The following is a 15,961-nucleotide window of genomic DNA, read 5'->3' on the forward strand; positions in this document are numbered from 1 at the left end:
GGTGAAGGGTAGACTGGTGACGTGCCTCGCCCACCCAGCTATGCGCGCGTGTCGTACCAGTTCGGTCCGGGTCCGCTGACGCCGGCGGTCAAGGCGCTGCTCATCGCCAACGTCGTGGGCTTCTTGGCCCAGTTGGTCGCGCCGGCGTTGACGACCTGGGGCGGCCTCACGCCGGCGGCGGTGCTCGAGTCGTTCTGGATCTGGCAACCGTTCACCTACATGTTCCTGCACGCGGGGCTCACGCACCTCGTGTTCAACATGCTGGCGCTCTGGATGTTCGGGGTGGAACTCGAGCAGTTGTGGGGCACCCGGGCCTTCGCGCGCTTCTACCTGCTCTGCGGCCTCGGGGCCGCGGCCACCACCATCGCGGCCTCGCTGCTGCCGTTCGGCTTCGCCTCCAGCCTGTACCTCACCGCCACCGTGGGCGCGTCGGGCGCCATCTACGGACTGCTGGCCGCCTTCGGGATCACGTTCGCGAACCGGCCGATCTACATGTACTTCCTGTTCCCGGTGCCGGCCCGCATCTTCGTGCTGATCACCGGGGCCATCACGCTGTTCCTGTCGATCACCTCGTCAGGCGGCACGATGGCGCACCTTGCGCACCTGGGCGGGTTGGTCACGGGCTGGCTGCTGCTGATGCAGGGCCGGGGCGGACTCACCGCCGAGATCAAGTACCGCTACACCAAGTGGCGCCTGCAGCGGGCCCGCCGCAAGTTCGGCGTCCACCAGGGCGGGCGCGGCGGCGGGTGGAACGTCCACTAGTAATTCAAGATTCAGAATTCAGAGTTCAGAGTTCAGAACTCGGAATTCCGGATTCGCATTCGGAGTTCGGGATTCTTCGCTCAGTGCTCAGACCTCGAGTCGCGCGACGTTCGCGCCGTCGTGATGCAGGCGGCGCTCTGAATTCTGAATTCCGAATTGCTTCCTACCGCGCGGGGCTGAAGACGCCGAGCACGAAGGTGTCGTCGAGCGCCACGGCCTGGTGGGCGACACCGCTCGGGATGTGGAGCACCTCGCCCTCCTCCACCCGCACGTCCTCGCCCCCGACCAGGAACTGCAGCGCGCCCTGGAGCACGTAGGTCATCTGCTCCTCGTCGTGCGCGTGCAGCGGCACCAGGGCCCCCTTCTTGAGGTACACCTGGGTCAGCGTCTCCCGCTCGCCCCGGACGACCTTGCGCGACACCATCTCGGTCACCTTCTCGAGCGCGATCTCATCCCAGCGGTACAGGGGCATGCCTCATCGTACCCGGCAGGCGTGTCCCCCCGCGCCCGACCTGCCTGACCGCCCGTCCATCGTGCCGACGCCGCCTCGCGGTACAGTAAGGAGCGGGCCGTCCTATAATCGGGATGCATCAGAAAAGAAGCATTGTGCATGCTTGAGTCCACCCTCGCCGTCAGACCCGTTCCCGCCGCATCATGAAGACCGTGGCGGCGCATCCCTCCTCTTCGACGCTGGCCCCCGATCAGGCCCTCTCGCGCGACGTGCTGCTGCGAGCCTATCGGTGGATGGTCCTGTCCCGTCGCCTCGACGACAAGGAGATCCAGCTCAAGAACCAGAGCCAGATCTTCTTCCAGATCAGCGGCGCCGGACACGAGGCGATCCTGGTCGCGGCTGGCATGGCGCTGCGCCCTGGCGTCGACTGGGCCTATCCCTACTACCGCGATCGCGCCTTCTGTCTCGCGCTCGGCGTGACGCCCCTCGAGATGCTGCTGCAGGGCGTTGGCGCCAAGGACGACCCCTCGTCTGGCGGCCGTCAGATGCCGTCGCACTGGGGGCACACGCGCTGGAACATCGTGTCGGGGTCGAGCCCCACGGGCACCCAGTGCCTGCAGGCCATCGGCTGTGCGGAGGCCACGCGCCTGCTCACCGAACTCCCGGGCCTGCCCGACGCGGAGCGCCCGGCCCCCGACGCCGTGACCTACGTGTCCATCGGCGACGGCACCACGAGCGAGGGCGAGTTCTGGGAGTCGCTCAACACGGCGAGCAACGGCCGACTGCCGATCGTCTACCTGATCGAGGACAACGGCTACGCCATCTCGGTGCCCGTCGAGGTGCAGACGCCGGGCGGCGACATCTCCAGGTTGGTCGAGGGCTTCCCGCACCTGAAGGTGTTCAGGGTCGACGGCACCGACCTGCTGGCCAGCCTGCGCGTGATGGAAGACGCCGTGGCCTACGCGCGCAGCGGCGAGGGCCCGGCCTTCGTGCACGCGAAGGTGATTCGCCCCTACTCGCATTCCCTGTCGGACGATGAACGGCTGTACAAGACGGCGGCCGAGCGCGCCCGTGAGGCGACGCGCGATCCGATTACACGCACGGCCGAGTACCTGATCGCCGAGGGCCTCGCGACGCGCGAGGATCTCGACGCCCTGCAGGCCGACGTGGATCGCGAGATCAACGAGGCCACCGACATCGCACTCGCGGCCGCCAAGCCGACGCGCGACACCGCCGGGCTGTACGTGTTCTCTCCCGACGTGGACGTCACGGCGCCAGGCTGGGAATCCGAACCGGTGGTGGAGGGCAAGCCCGACACGATGGTCGCCGCCATCAACCGGACGCTCCACGACGAGATGCGCACGAATCCGCGCATCGTCGTGTTCGGCGAGGACGTGGCCGACGCGAGCCGCGAGGGCGCGCTGGCCGAGGTCTCGGGCAAGGGCGGCGTCTTCAAGGTGACGCACGGGCTGCAGCGCGAGTTCGGCGGGCAGCGCGTGTTCAACTCGCCCCTGGCCGAGGCCAACATCGTCGGCCGCGCCACCGGCATGGCGACGCGTGGCCTCAAGCCGGTGGTCGAGATCCAGTTCTTCGACTACATCTGGCCCGCGTTCATGCAGATTCGTGACGAACTCACGATGCTGCGATACCGGTCCAACAACACGTTCACGGCGCCGGTCGTGATCCGATCGCCCATCGGCGGCTACCTGCGCGGCGGCGCGCCGTACCACAGCCAGTCGGGCGAGAGCATCTTCGCCCACTGCCCGGGCATCCACATCGCGTTCCCGAGCAATGCCGTGGATGCGGCCGGGCTGCTGCGCACGGCGATCCGCTGCGACGACCCGGTGCTGTTCCTCGAGCACAAGCACCTGTATCGCCAGACCTACAACAAGGGCGTGTACCCGGGTGCGGACTTCACGATCCCGTTCGGGCGCGCGGCCGTGCGCCGCGCCGGCACCGACATGACCGTCGTCACCTGGGGCGCCCTCGTGCAGCGCACGCTGCTGGCGGCGCAGCAGGCCGAGAAGGACGGCATCAGCGTCCGCGTCATCGACCTGCGCACGATCATGCCGTGCGACTGGGACACCATCGGCCAGGCAGTCCGCGAGACCAATCGCCTGATCGTCGCGCACGAGGACACGCTCACCTCTGGCTTCGGCGCCGAGATCGCCGCGCACGTCGCCGAACACTTCTTCGAGCACCTCGACGCGCCGGTCCTGCGCGTGGCGGCCATGGACACGCCGGTGGCCTACTGCCCCGACCTCGAGGAAGAGATCCTTCCGCAGTCGGCCGATGTCCTTGCCGCCATCCGCAAGCTCGCCGCGTACTAGCCCTCTCACGACGGGCGCCGCCTGCGGCGCCCTGCTCTGCCTCCTGACGCTCGGGCTGGACGCGCTGCTCCCAGGCGGACTGGCACCGCTCGGCGCGCGCCTCATCGCCGCAACGCGCGTCGAGGTGCTGCGCTCGGCCGGGGCCATCCCGGCCTTCCTCGCCGGCGAGTTCGAGGACGCTCACGGCTTCGCGACGCGCCCCGACGGCACCGCCCTCGTGTTCGATCGGCGTCGCCATCGCGTCTACGCCATCGATCCGGCCCGCACCGCCGTGCGGCCGCTCGTCGAGATCGGGTACGAGGTGGGCCGGGTGCTTCGCCCCACCGCCTTCCACGTGGCCGACAGCGGCGACTTCATCGTGGCCGACGCGCCCGGACGACAGCCACGCGTCTCGGTGTTCCAGGGCAACGGCCAGGTGCTGAACACGTTCTCGGTGGCCACCTCGGAGTCGCCCCGCGTCACCATCGACAACGTGGTGTTCAACGGCATCGCCGCCGCGAGGTACACGGGCACGACCGTCCTGGTGAACCAGCCCGAGCGAGGCGCCCTCGTGTCGGAGTACAGCGTCACGGGCGCGATCCAGCGCCAGTTCGGCCTGCTGCGGCGCACCGGCTTCGAGTCCGACCCCGACGTGCACCTGGCCCTCAACACGGCGCTGCCCCTGCCGGCCCCCGACGGGGGCGTCTACGTGGTCTTCCTCGCAGGCCCGCCGGCCTTCCGCAAGTACTCCGCCACCGGCACGCTGGAGTTCGAGCGGATGATCCAGGGCCGCGAGCTCGACCCGATCGTGCAGGCCCTGCCGACCACCTGGCGGCGACGCAGCGTGGACGACGTCAGCTTTCCCGTGGTGGTGCCGAGCGTGCGCACGGCGGCCGTCGATCGGCAGGGGCGCCTGTGGATCGCCCTGCCCACGTCACACGTCTACGTCTTCGACCGCGACGGCGAGAAGGTCCGCACCCTCCAACTGGCCGGAGCTGGCGTCCTCACGCCCTCGTCCCTGTGGTTCGCGCGCGACGGGAGACTGCTGGTGACGCCGGGGCTCTATGAGTTTGTTCCCTGGTAATTCAGCGATGCTGCGATGCCGCAATGTCGAAGGGACAAGGGGCAAGGGCCAAGGGACAAGGCAAAGGGCGACTGCCGACCGCCGACTCCCGGCTGCCGCCCCCGATCCGTGACATACCTGCTACCGTGATCAGACCGGGCGGCCTCGTCGACGCGTCCTAGGAGTACACATGGACATCCTCCTCATCGCCCCGTCGGCGCGCCGGCGGGGTCTGCTTCGTGAACGTCTCGAAGGTGCCGGCCTGTCGGCCGCGGCCGAGGCGGCGCTGCCGAGCGACGCGGAAGACGTGACCGCGTCGGTGGGCCTGGCCGATGCCGTGCCGGAGGGCCGCGACTGGATGCAGGCGCTGATGCCGCTGCAGGGGCTCGCCGTCCTCGGCGCGCAGCCGCCCGCCGTGGACCGCCTCCGGGGCCTCGCGTTGTCGGGGTGGGCAGCGCTGCCGGTGGACGTGTCGCCGTCGCAGTTGCGGCAGGCGCTCGAGATGATCGACGCCGGCTATGCCGTGGCGCCGGGGGACTGGATGCGTCCCGTGCCCGCCGGGACGACGGTGGCCTCACGTGCCGACGTCACCGACGACCTGCACGATGCCACCCTCACCGAGCGCGAGCAGGATGTCCTCGATCTGTTGGCCGAAGGACTGTCCAACCAGCGCATCGCGGAGCGCCTCGGCATCAGCCCGCACACGGTGAAGTTCCACGTGGCGTCGATCTACGGCAAGCTCGACGCGCGCACGCGCACGCAGGCCGTGCGGCACGCGCTCGACCGCGGACTGCTGCACATCTAGGCCACCGGCGGCCATGGGCCACAGGCAGCCTGCAGCCCGTGGCCCGTTCCTACTTCGCCTGCATCTTCGACACGAGCAGGTCGCGGTAGCACCGGCATTCCTCGTCGAACCACACCGCGCTGAACTCCTCGGCCATGGCGACGATCTCCTCCGGCGTGTAGGGCGGTCCGCCGCCGGCCTCGACAAGCGCGGCCTTGTGGGCGGCGAACGCGCGTGGCGGCTTGGCCGCCAGTTGGCGCGCGATGGTGAGCGCCCGGTGCCGCACGTTGCCCGCAGGCACCAGCTCTTCCACGATGCCGTGCTGCTGGGCGTCGGTGGCCTTGTACACGTGGCCCTCGAGGATCATCTGGCGCGCGGTGGCGCCCGGTAGCACCGACGCGAGTGCCCGCACCATCCGGGGAGGCAACACCACGCCCAGCGTCACCTCGTTGAGGGCGAACTGGACGTCGCCCTCGGCCATGAGCCGCTCGTCGCAGGCCAGCGCGAGGATCGCGCCGCCAGCGAAACAGTGGCCGTTGATGCCGGCCACCGTCGGCTTGGGCAGCGTGCGCAGGTTGTCGAACAGCTCGATGAAGCGCCGCATATAGCGCGTCAGCACGTCGGGCGGGTACGTGAAGACCTCCGCGACGTCGAAGCCGCTGCAGAAGACCTTCGGCCCCGCGCTGGTGATGACCACGCCGTGGGTGCGGTCGTCGACGCGCGCATGGTTGAGGGCCTGGTGCAGTTCGTCGACCATCTCGTGGGTCAGGGCGTTGGCCTTGCCCCGGGCGAGAGTGATGACGAGGATGCCTTCTTCCCGATCGAGCGAGATGTGCTGCACGTGCGGCTCCGAGATCGACGGGGACGCGGAATCACGGCCCCTGCCAGCAGTCTATCCCTTCCGCCCCACGCCCACGCGCCGGGTCACGCGTCCTCGTCGTCACCCTCGACGTCGCCCGGATCCATGACTTCGATGTCCAGATCCAGCGTGCGCCACAGGTCCAGCGAACGGACGTCGCTCCACTCGACACGCGCATGGTCCGCCTCGAACTCGAGGCGCCCCTGGAAGGGCACGTCGGCGGCGTGCTTGCCGATGTGCACCTCGTCAAGCGACAGGTCGACGTGTCCGAGTCCGCGCCCCGCGAGGTCGGCACCAATCAGGCGGGTGGCTTCTTGCACCAGCGCGTCTCCCCTGACGCGAGCCGCCTCGTACCACTCGCGGTGCGCCGCCCCCGGACCTTCACGCCCCGCGAACAGCACGACGGTGACATGGTCATTGCCGATCGGCGGCGCACCGTCGGCTTCCCACCTCGACTCGTGGTCCCACATCAGCTCTCCCCAGTACGGGTCGGTGCGGAACGGCCAGTCCGGGTCGTCCGATGGGTCTCCGGGCGCGGGGGGCGAGGGACGCGCAGCGGGTGATGCTGGCTGCGCCCCGGGGCCAGCCCTTGGACCGGACGCGAAGTCGCGCTGGCGTGACCGCTGGAGCACCGACAGCCCGATCACCAGCGCGAGCAGGACGACGCCGACGACGAGCAGCGGGGTCACTCGATGACCTCGAGTGCGAGCGTGCGCCACTCGTCACGGGTCGATACGCCGATCTCGCCCTCGAAGTCGCCGGCGATGTACCACAGGAACCCGACCGGCCTGCCGTCCTCGACGTCCACCGCGAGCTCGCACGGCTCGATGTCGTCGGTCAGTTGCCCGCGCCGTTGCAGTTCGGCCGCCACCAGGTCACGTCCCCGCGCCCAGAGGCCCTTCGCGTCGGCGTGCGCGGCGGCGGCGTACCGCCGCGCGAACGGGTGCGGTCCCTGCGCATCGCCCTGGAGTTCCGCGAGGATGGGGATGCCGTCGAAGTCGAGGGAGTCGGCCTGCCAGAGACGCTCGCCGTTGAAGACCAGCGGCCCCAGCTGGGGGTCGTCGAGTTGCGTCGCATGGTGCCCATCGCCGGCGGCGGCAGGCTCGGGCGACGCCGGTTCACGCGGCGGCGGCGTGTGACCGCGCCTCGTGTGGTCCACCTGGGCACGACGCTGCATGAGCGACAACGCGACCACGACGGCGAGCAGGACGAGTCCGACGATGAGCAACGGCGACATGGGAGGACTCCTGGCGAGCGACGGCCCGCGTGATGTGGTGGCGCGGCAGGGCGCGGACGCAACCGGACTCGTGTCTCACGAGCGCGTCGCGAACGTGAGCAGGCCATCGGTCGAGCGCACCACATAGTCGTGCCCCGCGTCGGCATCGCATCGCAGGTGCAGGCGCGTGTCCTTGCCGCTCACGTGCGCCGCCGCGATGGTAAAGCGGGACAACCCCACGCCGCGCGACTGCGCCTCGGGCCGCGCTGCCTCGGACGCTCGCAGCAGCACCTCGAACGAGCGCTGCACCACCTGGTGCGCCTGCGTCAGGGCGGCCGCGTCGGGGCCATCGGGAGTGCCGTGCACGAGCACGGGAAACCCGTCCTCGCGCTGCCCCCACCATGCCGATTCGGCGGACGACCAGGTCAGCTGGCCGAGCACGACGTCCTGTCGACCCGCGCCCCGTGCCGGGGGCGGAGGCGGTCCGGTCGGCACGCGATGCGCGTCGGCCACCCTGTGACCTGCGGCCTGCGCGGGCTGGCCTGCCTTGCGCGCACGCAGCTTTGCCAGCGTCGCCGCGTTTGCGGCGTCGACATGCCCATCGCGATGCCGCTTCTGCCGCCGCACGGCGCGGAAGATGGCGACGGGGATGAGCATGAAGATCGTGCCGATCAGGACGGGCACCCACTGGTCGGCGTGGTCGACGACGAAGTAGAGCGCGGCCAGCCCCTGCTCGGCAGCCCGGCGCGCGGGGTGCCGCGGATCGGGCCCCGTCAGGCCGGCCCACGCCAGGTCCGCCTGATGGCCGAGCAGGCGATACAGGATCGGAATCGGCACCAGGTTGGCCAGGCAGCCCAGCGAACTGCGCGCCACCTCCGCGCCCGTGGGCTTCTTCCGCTGGGACGGCGGTTCAGGCCGGGCGAGCACGCCGCGCACGACCCACTTCCACGCCGCCACGTACACCCACAGCGTCGCGAACAGCCGGACGAAGACGACGCCGGCCTCGGCCCCGGGCTGCGTCGCCAGGTTGGCCGAGAGCAGCATCAGCCCGGTACCGACGACGAGATGGAAGGCCAGCCAGGCCGTGGCCGTCAGGACGTGGGCAAGCCACGCGAGGGGGGTCATGGGCTGTACTCCTCAACGGTGGGAACGCGCGGGCCGAACGGAGCACGCCCTGGGCGCCAGCGTGCCGCCGCGCCCTGCAGGGCCACCTCGGGTAGGATGCGCACGCGTCCCCACTCGCAGGAGCCGACATGCGGATCATCGACAAACCCGGGCTGGCCCCCATCAGGCCGCTGCTCGAGGACCCGGCGGTCACCGAGATCATGATCAACGGGCCGCTGCAAGTGTACGTGGAGCGCGCGGGCCGGATGGTGGAGGTGCCGGGCGTGTTCGCGCAGCCGTCGGAACTCGACCTCCTGGTCGACAACCTCGTGGTGGCGGCGGGCCGGGGCGTCAACGCACGGTCGCCGATGGCCGACTTCCGGATGGAGGACGGGTCCCGCGTCAACGTGTGCATCGCGCCGGTGTCGCTGCAGGGGCCGGCGGTCACGATCCGCAAGTTCACCCACGCGGTGCGGACCTTCAACGACCTGGTCCGGCACGGCACCCTCACGATGCCGATGGCCGAGTTCCTGGCCTGCGCGGTGCGCGCGCGCCTGAACATCGTGTTTGCCGGCGGTACCGGCACCGGCAAGACGACCACGCTCGGCATCCTGGCCAACCAGATCACCCGGGGCGAGCGTGTGGTGGTGATCGAGGACACGGCCGAACTCGACCTCGCCATCGCGCACTGCGTCCGCCTCGAGTCGCGGCGCGCCAACAACGAGGGCGCCGGGGCGATCACGCTGGGCGACCTGCTGCGCAACAGCCTCCGCATGCGGCCGACCCGCATCCTGGTGGGCGAGATTCGCGGCGACGAGGCCTTCGAGATGCTGCACGCGATGACCAGCGGCCACGACGGGTCGATGGCCGTGCTGCACGCCAGTTCGCCGGCCCACGCCGTGGCCCGCCTCGAGCTGATGCTGCTCTCGCGCGGGCTCGACCTGCCGCTCTGGGCCATCCAGCGCCAGATCAGCACCAGCGTCGACCTGGTCCTGCAGCACCAGATCCTGCAGGACGGCGTCCGCCGGCTCACGCACGTGAGCGAGGTCGGCGCGGTGCACGACGGACAGGTCACGATGCGGCACCTGTTCGAGTACCGGCTGGCCGGCTATGCCGCGGATGGCCGCGCGGTGGGCGAGTTCGTGGCCACCGGCACCCGCCCGAAGTTCCACGAGAAGCTGCGCCTGGTGGCAGGTGAGGCGGTGGACCGGCTGCTGGGACTCACGTGAGGCGAACAGGCCACGGGCCACGGGCTACAGGCTGCCTGTCGCCTGCGGCCTGTCGCCTGCCCAGTGGCGATCAGGGGGCGAACGACACGAGCTCCCGGTATACTGGTCGGATGTCCGCAGCAGAACACGCCCGACAGATTGCCAACCCGCACCGCCGCAACATCGCCATCATCGCCCACGTCGACCACGGCAAGACGACGCTGGTCGACGCGATGTTCGCGCAGGCGGGCACGTTCCGCTCCAACGAGCGCGTGGCGGAGCGGGCGATGGACTCGATGGACCTCGAGCGCGAGCGGGGCATCACCATCCTGGCCAAGAACACGGCCGTCCGGTACCTCGACCACATCATCAACATCTGCGACACGCCGGGCCACGCCGACTTCGGCGGCGAGGTCGAGCGCACGCTCTCGATGGTCGACGGCGTCGTCCTGCTCGTCGACGCGTCGGAAGGGCCGCTGCCGCAGACCCGCTTCGTGCTGCGCAAGGCGCTCGAGCGCCGCCTCGAGCCGATCGTGGTCATCAACAAGATCGACCGGCCCGACGCGCGCGTCCAGGAGGTGCTGAACGAGGTCTACGACCTGTTCATCGACCTCGACGCCGATGAGGACCAGCTCGACTTCCCGGTGATCTATGCCGTGGCGCGTGACGGCCAGGCGAGCCTCGACCCGAACGAGCGCGGCGACACGCTCAAGCCGCTGTTTGACGCCATCATCGAGCACACGCCGCCGCCCAAGGGCGATCCGGAGGGCATCCTCCAGATCCTGATCGCCAACCTCGACGCCAGCGAGTACCTCGGGCGCATCGCCATCGGCCGCATCTTCAACGGGCGGATCACGGTCGGGGACTTCGTCGGCGTGGCCAAGCTGGACGGCACGATCCAGCAGACGCGCATCACCAAGCTGTTCGCCTTCGACGGACTCAAGCGCGTCGACGTCGAGACGGCCGCCGCCGGCGACATCGTGTGCATCGCGGGGATCGAGGACATCACCATCGGCGAGACGGTGACCAGCGCCGAGACGCCGAAGCCGATCCCGCCGCTGGCCATCGACGAGCCGACGGTGTCGATGATCTTCGGCGTCAACACGTCGCCGATGGCGGGCCGCGATGGCCAGTACGTGACGTCGCGGCAGGTCAAGGAGCGCCTCGAGAAGGAGCTGCTCGGCAACGTGTCGCTGCGCGTGGAGCCGACCGACACGCCCGAGCAGATGCGGGTCGTCGGGCGCGGCGAGCTCCAGCTCTCGATCCTGATCGAGATGATGCGGCGCGAGGGTTTCGAGCTGCAGGTGTCGCGGCCCGAGATCGTCACCAAGGACTCGCCGGAGGGCAAGCTCGAGCCGGTCGAGGACGTCGTCATCGATGTCCCGGAGGAGTTCCAGGGCGTGGTGATCGCCGCCCTCGGCATCCGCAAGGGCACCATGACCAAGATGGTCAACAACGGGAGCGGCCGCGTCCGCCTCGAGTTCAAGGTGCCGGCGCGCGGGATGATCGGGTTCCGGTCCCAGTTCCTCACCGACACCAAGGGCACCGGGATCATGAACCACCTGTTCCACGGCTGGGAGCCGTGGGCCGGCCCGATCCCGTCGCGTCCGACCGGCGCGCTGGTGGCCGACCGCGCCGGCGTGGCGACGTCGTTCGCCATCGCCAACCTCCAGGAGCGCGGCGAGATCTTCATCGACCCGGCCACGGACGTCTACGAGGGCATGCTGATCGGCGAGAACTCGCGCAACAACGACATGGACGTCAACGTCTGCAAGGAGAAGAAGCAGACCAACATGCGCGCCTCGTCGGCCGACGAGGCCATCCGCATCATCCCGCCGCGCAAGCTGGGCCTCGAGGCCGCGATCGAGTTCATCAACGACGACGAACTCGTCGAGATCACGCCGAAGGCGATCCGCCTGCGCAAGCGGATCCTCGCGCAGAACCAGCGGCCGCGCCGCGACTGACCGCGACGGCAACGGGCGTTCCTCACGAAGGGCAGGCCGGCGGGTGCCGGACCTGCCCTTTCGTCGTTCGGGCGCGCGTTTGACGCGTGAACACCGGCTGACGTTTCACGTCACGCCGGGACCTTGACACGGCCGCCATACATCCCAAGAATCTTCCCTTTCGTCCCTGTGGGACTCCCGGTCGCCCCCGGCGCCCGAACCCCGCACCGGCGTGCTCTGGAGGAAGGGGAAGTGATGGAGAGAACCAAGAGGCTTGCGGCCATGCTGATGGTCGCGTTGGGGGTATGCGCGGGGACGGCCCGCGCCCAGAGTGCCGTCGGCGCCGTGGTGGGCATGGTGCGTGACGGGTCGGGCAGCGTGGTGCCGGGAGTGACGGTCACGCTGGTGAACGAGGGCACCAACGACACGCGCGAGGCGGTGAGCGAGGCCAACGGGTCGTTCGCCTTCCGCCAGATCGAGGTCGGCGTCTATACCGCGAAGCTGGCGCTGGCCGGCTTCAAGTCGCAGAGCTACACGGGGATCCGGGTGTCGCCGGGGCAGGAGTACTCGCTGGCGGCGACGCTGGAGGTCGGCGAGCTGACCGAGTCGGTGGAGGTGACGGCGGGTGTCGACCTGGTGAACACCACGAGCACCGAGGTCACCACGACGGTGCTCGAGCGGCAGATCAAGGACCTGCCGCTGAACGGGCGCAACCCGATCGAGCTGATTCGCCTCCAGGCCGGCGTGCCAGGCACCCCGGTGCGGCAGAACACGGCGATCAACGGCGGCCGGCCCTCCTGGACGCAGGTCACGCAGGACGGCGTCAACATCCAGGACAACTTCATCCGCGTCAACGGCCTCGACTTCGTGCCCAACCGCCCGACGTCGGACACGGTAGCCGAGTTCAGCATCGTGACCAACACGCAGGGCGCCGACTCGGCGGGCGGGTCGTCGCAGGTCCGCCTGGTGACGCCGTCGGGCACCAACCAGTTCCGCGGCAGCACCTATATCTTCAACCGCAACTCCGCGCTCGGCGCCAACCGCTATTTCAACAACCGCGACGGCATCGAGAAGCCGTACCTGAACCGCAACCAGTTCGGTGCGACGTTCGGCGGGCCGGTGCGGCGCAACAAGCTGTTCTTCTTCGGCTACTACGAGGCCTTCCGGCAGGAGAACGAGGCCTCGCCCAACAACCGCATCCCGCGCAACGCCGACTTCGCCGACGGCGTGTTCCGCTATCGCGACCTGGCCGGCCAGCAGCGGTCCGTCAACGTGCTCCAGCTCTCCGGGCTGCCGGTCGACCCGCGTGTGCGCTCCGAACTCACGAGCCGCTTCGCCTCGCCCTCCAACGTCAACAACAGCGACCTCGGCGACGGGCTGAACACGGGCGGGTACCGCTTCAACCAGCAGGACCTGAACAACCGCGACCAGTTCGGGCTCCGCATGGACTACTCGCTGAGTGCCAACAACCGCTTCGAGGTCATCTACACGCGCTTCAAGGAGACCGACGACCGCACCGACCTCGACACGATCAGCGCCCGGCCGCTGACGTACACCGAGTCGACCACCGACTTCGTGGTGGGCGCGTGGCGCTGGACGCCGACGTCGCGGCTGCAGAACGAGCTGCGCATCGGCGCCAACCTGGCCCCGGTCGGCTTCTACAACGACCAGCAGTTCTCCGACACGCTGTTCAACATGCCCAGCATCGGCGGCGCGCTCACCAATCCGGTGGTGACGTTCCAGCCGCAGGGGCGCGACACGCGCACGCGGCAGTACGTGAACACGGCATCGCTGGCGGCCGGGAACCACACGCTGCAGTTCGGCGGCAGCCTGCAGCAGATCCGGGTGCAGCCGTACAACTACGCCGGCCGCTTCCCCACCGTCAATTTCGGCTTCAGCGCGGCGGCCCCCTCGAGCGTGCAGCTCACGACGGCGCAGTTCCCCGGCGGCATCAGCGCCCAGGACCTCGCGGCCGCCAACGCGCAGCTCTCGTTCCTCGGGGGCGTGGTCTCGTCGGTGTCACAGACGTTCCAGGTGGAGGACCGCGACTCCGGCTACGTGCCCGGCCTGGCCAACATCCGTGACTACAGCTTCGACAACTACGCCGTGTACCTGCAGGACAGCTGGCGCATCCGCCCGAACGTCACCATCCGGGCCGGCCTGAAGTGGGAGTACTTCAGCCCGCTGCGCGAGGACAACAACCTGGCCCTGCTGCCGGTGAACACGGGCGACCCGATCCAGACGGTGCTCAACCCGGCCGGCACGGTGGACTTCGTGAACGGCGGGTTCTACAAGGCCGACCGGAACAACCTTGCGCCCAACGTCGGCGTGGTGTGGGATCCGTTCGGCGACGGCAAGACATCGGTTCGCGCCGCCTACTCGATGGCCTTCGTCAACGAGGAGACGATCACGGTCGGCCGCAACGCCGCCGTCGGCAACGCCGGCCTCGACAGCACGCTGCAGCGCACCAACCTCTATGCCTTCGCGGGCCAGGGCATCCCCACCGTGGCGGCGCCGGCCTTCAAGGTGCCGCGCACCTACCTCGACCAGCTGGCGCTGAGCCCCACGTCGGCGGCCTTCACGGTCGATCCGGACATCCGCCAGCCGAGGGTCCACCAGTTGACGTTCGGCGTCGAGCGCGAGGTGGGATGGAACACCGCGGTGGAGGCGCGCTACGTCGGCACGATGGGACGCGACATCTGGACCGGCCTCGACTACAACCAGATCAACATCCCCGACCCGTTCCTGCAGGACTTCCTGCGGGCGCGCGGCAACGGCTTCGCGGCGCAGGCGGCCGGCCTGCCGTTCAACCCGAACTACAACGCCGCCGTCCCCGGGAGCCAGCCGCTCACCGTGTTGCCGTCGTTCGGCGTGGCGCTGACCAACGCCACCATCGTCAGCGCGGTGCAGACCGGCGCCGTCGCGTCGCTGGCCGACTTCTACATCACCCAGCGCGTGGCCGGCGCCGCGCAGGCCTTCCTGCCCAACCCGAACATCTACGCCGCGGACGTGATCGTGTCCAACGCGCAGACCGACTACCACGCCCTGCAGCTCGAGGCGCGGCGACGCATGTCGCGAGGCGTGCTCGCACAGGTCAACTACACGTTCAGCAAGGCCCTCGCCTCGTCGCCCGGCACCACGCAGGCCCGGTTCGAGCCCCTGCTCGACAACAACCGGCCGGAGCTGGAGCGTAACCGCGCCGAGTTCCACGTCAGCCACGTGATCAACGCCAACGTGATCTGGGAGCTGCCGTTCGGCGAAGGGCGCCGGTTCCTCGATCGCGGCGGGTTCCTCAACGCGGTGTTCGGCGGCTGGCAGCTGGCCAACATCGTGCGCTGGCAGAGCGGCGCGCCCATCTCGCTGTTGGCGCCGCGCGGCACCTTCAACCGTGGCGGACGCTCGGGTGGGAACATGGCCGTGACGTCCCTCTCACGCGACGAGATCAAGGACCTGTTCGGCATCCGCACCGACGCCAACGGCATCGTCTACTACATCGATCCGAAGGTGATCGACCCGGCGACCGGCCGCGCCGTGGGCCCGGACAACCTGACCAACACCGCCAGCTTCAACGGACAGGTGTTCTTCAATCCCTCGGCGGGCCAGCTCGGTACCCTGCAGCGACTGTCGCTGGACGGCCCGTCGGTCCTGAGCTGGGATGCCTCGCTGTCCAAGCGGTTCACGTTCGGCGGGCGCTACGGCGTGGAGCTGCGCGGCGACTTCTTCAACGTCACCAACAGCGCGATCTTCTTCGTTGGCGACTACGACATCAACAGCACCACGTTCGGCCGCGTGACCGGTCTCGCCGTGGGCCCGCGTGTGACGCAGCTCGCGGTCAAGTTCACGTTCTAGGCGCCGCCGGCGCGGCGCGCGATGCACAGGCCCTCCTCGGCTCCGGGGAGGGCCTTCTCAGTCTAGGGGCTCGGGGCTTGGGGCTCGGGGCTTGGGGCTCGGGGCTTGGGGCTCGGGGCTCGGGGCTTGGGGCTTGGGGCTTGGGGCTCGGAAGCTTCTCACTGCCGACTGCCCACTGCCGTCACCGCACGGCTCGGAAGCACTTCACTGCCGACTGCCGACCGCCGACTGCCGGCAGCTCACGGTTCGGGGCTGGGGGCTGGGGGCTCGGAAGCACGTCACTGCCGACTGCCGACCACCGACTGCCGGCAGCTCAACGGTTCGGGGCTGGGAGCTTGGGGCTCGGAAGCGTCTCACTGCCGACGGCCGCAGCTCACGCCTCAGGACTCGGAGCATCTCACTGCCGACTGCCG

General features: G+C 69.5%; 12 protein-coding genes. 7 read left to right on the forward strand and 5 right to left on the reverse strand.

What is annotated here, in order from left to right; genetic code table 11:
* The first annotated feature begins 21 nt into the window (after nt 1–21).
* A complete protein-coding gene (locus ACIRDX_RS03255) occupies nt 22–762 on the forward strand; it encodes a rhomboid family intramembrane serine protease (RefSeq protein ID WP_396623966.1) in 741 nt (246 codons plus the stop codon).
* A 163-nt stretch (nt 763–925) separates the two neighbouring features.
* On the opposite strand, the gene ACIRDX_RS03260 is transcribed toward ACIRDX_RS03255, so the two are convergent.
* Nucleotides 926–1,234, reverse strand: coding sequence for a cupin domain-containing protein (locus ACIRDX_RS03260; RefSeq protein ID WP_396623967.1), 309 nt, complete (start codon nt 1,232–1,234; stop codon nt 926–928).
* Between the two features lie 182 nt (nt 1,235–1,416).
* Here ACIRDX_RS03260 and ACIRDX_RS03265 point away from each other — a divergent pair, with 182 nt between their 5' ends.
* From ACIRDX_RS03265 to ACIRDX_RS03275, 3 genes are all read left to right on the forward strand, one after another.
* Nucleotides 1,417–3,543: a thiamine pyrophosphate-dependent enzyme gene (locus ACIRDX_RS03265; protein ID WP_396623968.1), complete on the forward strand. Its 2,127-nt coding sequence runs from the start codon at nt 1,417–1,419 to the stop codon at nt 3,541–3,543.
* Nucleotides 3,506–4,606 carry a hypothetical protein gene (locus tag ACIRDX_RS03270; protein WP_396623969.1) on the forward strand — a complete coding sequence of 367 codons (1,101 nt, stop codon included), beginning with the start codon at nt 3,506–3,508 and terminating at the stop codon, nt 4,604–4,606. Before ACIRDX_RS03265 ends, ACIRDX_RS03270 begins: the two co-directional genes overlap by 38 nt.
* Nucleotides 4,607–4,775: 169 nt before the next feature.
* Nucleotides 4,776–5,390 carry a LuxR C-terminal-related transcriptional regulator gene (locus tag ACIRDX_RS03275; protein WP_396623970.1) on the forward strand — a complete coding sequence of 205 codons (615 nt, stop codon included), beginning with the start codon at nt 4,776–4,778 and terminating at the stop codon, nt 5,388–5,390.
* Between the two features lie 49 nt (nt 5,391–5,439).
* Here the strand turns inward: ACIRDX_RS03275 and ACIRDX_RS03280 are convergent, their stop codons facing one another.
* From ACIRDX_RS03280 to ACIRDX_RS03295, 4 genes are all read right to left on the reverse strand, one after another.
* Nucleotides 5,440–6,210: an enoyl-CoA hydratase/isomerase family protein gene (locus ACIRDX_RS03280; RefSeq protein ID WP_396623971.1), complete on the reverse strand. Its 771-nt coding sequence runs from the start codon at nt 6,208–6,210 to the stop codon at nt 5,440–5,442.
* 83 nt (nt 6,211–6,293) lie between these two features.
* Nucleotides 6,294–6,917 (reverse strand): hypothetical protein, encoded by a 624-nt coding sequence (locus ACIRDX_RS03285; RefSeq protein ID WP_396623972.1) that lies wholly within the window; start codon nt 6,915–6,917, stop codon nt 6,294–6,296.
* Nucleotides 6,914–7,465: a hypothetical protein gene (locus tag ACIRDX_RS03290; RefSeq protein ID WP_396623973.1), complete on the reverse strand. Its 552-nt coding sequence runs from the start codon at nt 7,463–7,465 to the stop codon at nt 6,914–6,916. The genes ACIRDX_RS03285 and ACIRDX_RS03290 overlap by 4 nt, the downstream gene beginning before the upstream one ends.
* A gap of 75 nt (nt 7,466–7,540) precedes the next feature.
* Nucleotides 7,541–8,569: a hypothetical protein gene (locus ACIRDX_RS03295; protein WP_396623974.1), complete on the reverse strand. Its 1,029-nt coding sequence runs from the start codon at nt 8,567–8,569 to the stop codon at nt 7,541–7,543.
* A gap of 128 nt (nt 8,570–8,697) precedes the next feature.
* Here ACIRDX_RS03295 and ACIRDX_RS03300 point away from each other — a divergent pair, with 128 nt between their 5' ends.
* From ACIRDX_RS03300 to ACIRDX_RS03310, 3 genes are all read left to right on the forward strand, one after another.
* Nucleotides 8,698–9,777: a CpaF family protein gene (locus tag ACIRDX_RS03300; protein WP_396623975.1), complete on the forward strand. Its 1,080-nt coding sequence runs from the start codon at nt 8,698–8,700 to the stop codon at nt 9,775–9,777.
* Between the two features lie 110 nt (nt 9,778–9,887).
* Nucleotides 9,888–11,720: a translational GTPase TypA gene (typA, locus tag ACIRDX_RS03305; protein ID WP_396623976.1), complete on the forward strand. Its 1,833-nt coding sequence runs from the start codon at nt 9,888–9,890 to the stop codon at nt 11,718–11,720.
* Between the two features lie 234 nt (nt 11,721–11,954).
* Nucleotides 11,955–15,548 carry a TonB-dependent receptor domain-containing protein gene (locus tag ACIRDX_RS03310; protein WP_396623977.1) on the forward strand — a complete coding sequence of 1,198 codons (3,594 nt, stop codon included), beginning with the start codon at nt 11,955–11,957 and terminating at the stop codon, nt 15,546–15,548.
* Nucleotides 15,549–15,961: the final 413 nt, after the last annotated feature.

Origin of the sequence: Luteitalea sp. (genome assembly GCF_044337415.1) — a bacterium.
Taxonomy (GTDB): Bacteria; Acidobacteriota; Vicinamibacteria; order Vicinamibacterales; family Vicinamibacteraceae; genus Luteitalea.

Excerpts from the sequence above, each read along its gene's own strand:
- ACIRDX_RS03260 (WP_396623967.1), bottom strand. The coding sequence starts at position 1,234 with ATGCCCCTGTACCGCTGGGATGAGATCGCGCTCGAGAAGGTGACCGAG.
- ACIRDX_RS03265 (WP_396623968.1), top strand. The coding sequence starts at position 1,417 with ATGAAGACCGTGGCGGCGCATCCCTCCTCTTCGACGCTGGCCCCCGAT.
- ACIRDX_RS03270 (WP_396623969.1), top strand. The coding sequence starts at position 3,506 with ATGTCCTTGCCGCCATCCGCAAGCTCGCCGCGTACTAGCCCTCTCACG.
- ACIRDX_RS03275 (WP_396623970.1), top strand. The coding sequence starts at position 4,776 with ATGGACATCCTCCTCATCGCCCCGTCGGCGCGCCGGCGGGGTCTGCTT.
- ACIRDX_RS03290 (WP_396623973.1), bottom strand. The coding sequence starts at position 7,465 with ATGTCGCCGTTGCTCATCGTCGGACTCGTCCTGCTCGCCGTCGTGGTC.
- ACIRDX_RS03295 (WP_396623974.1), bottom strand. The coding sequence starts at position 8,569 with ATGACCCCCCTCGCGTGGCTTGCCCACGTCCTGACGGCCACGGCCTGG.
- ACIRDX_RS03300 (WP_396623975.1), top strand. The coding sequence starts at position 8,698 with ATGCGGATCATCGACAAACCCGGGCTGGCCCCCATCAGGCCGCTGCTC.
- typA (WP_396623976.1), top strand. The coding sequence starts at position 9,888 with ATGTCCGCAGCAGAACACGCCCGACAGATTGCCAACCCGCACCGCCGC.
- ACIRDX_RS03310 (WP_396623977.1), top strand. The coding sequence starts at position 11,955 with ATGGAGAGAACCAAGAGGCTTGCGGCCATGCTGATGGTCGCGTTGGGG.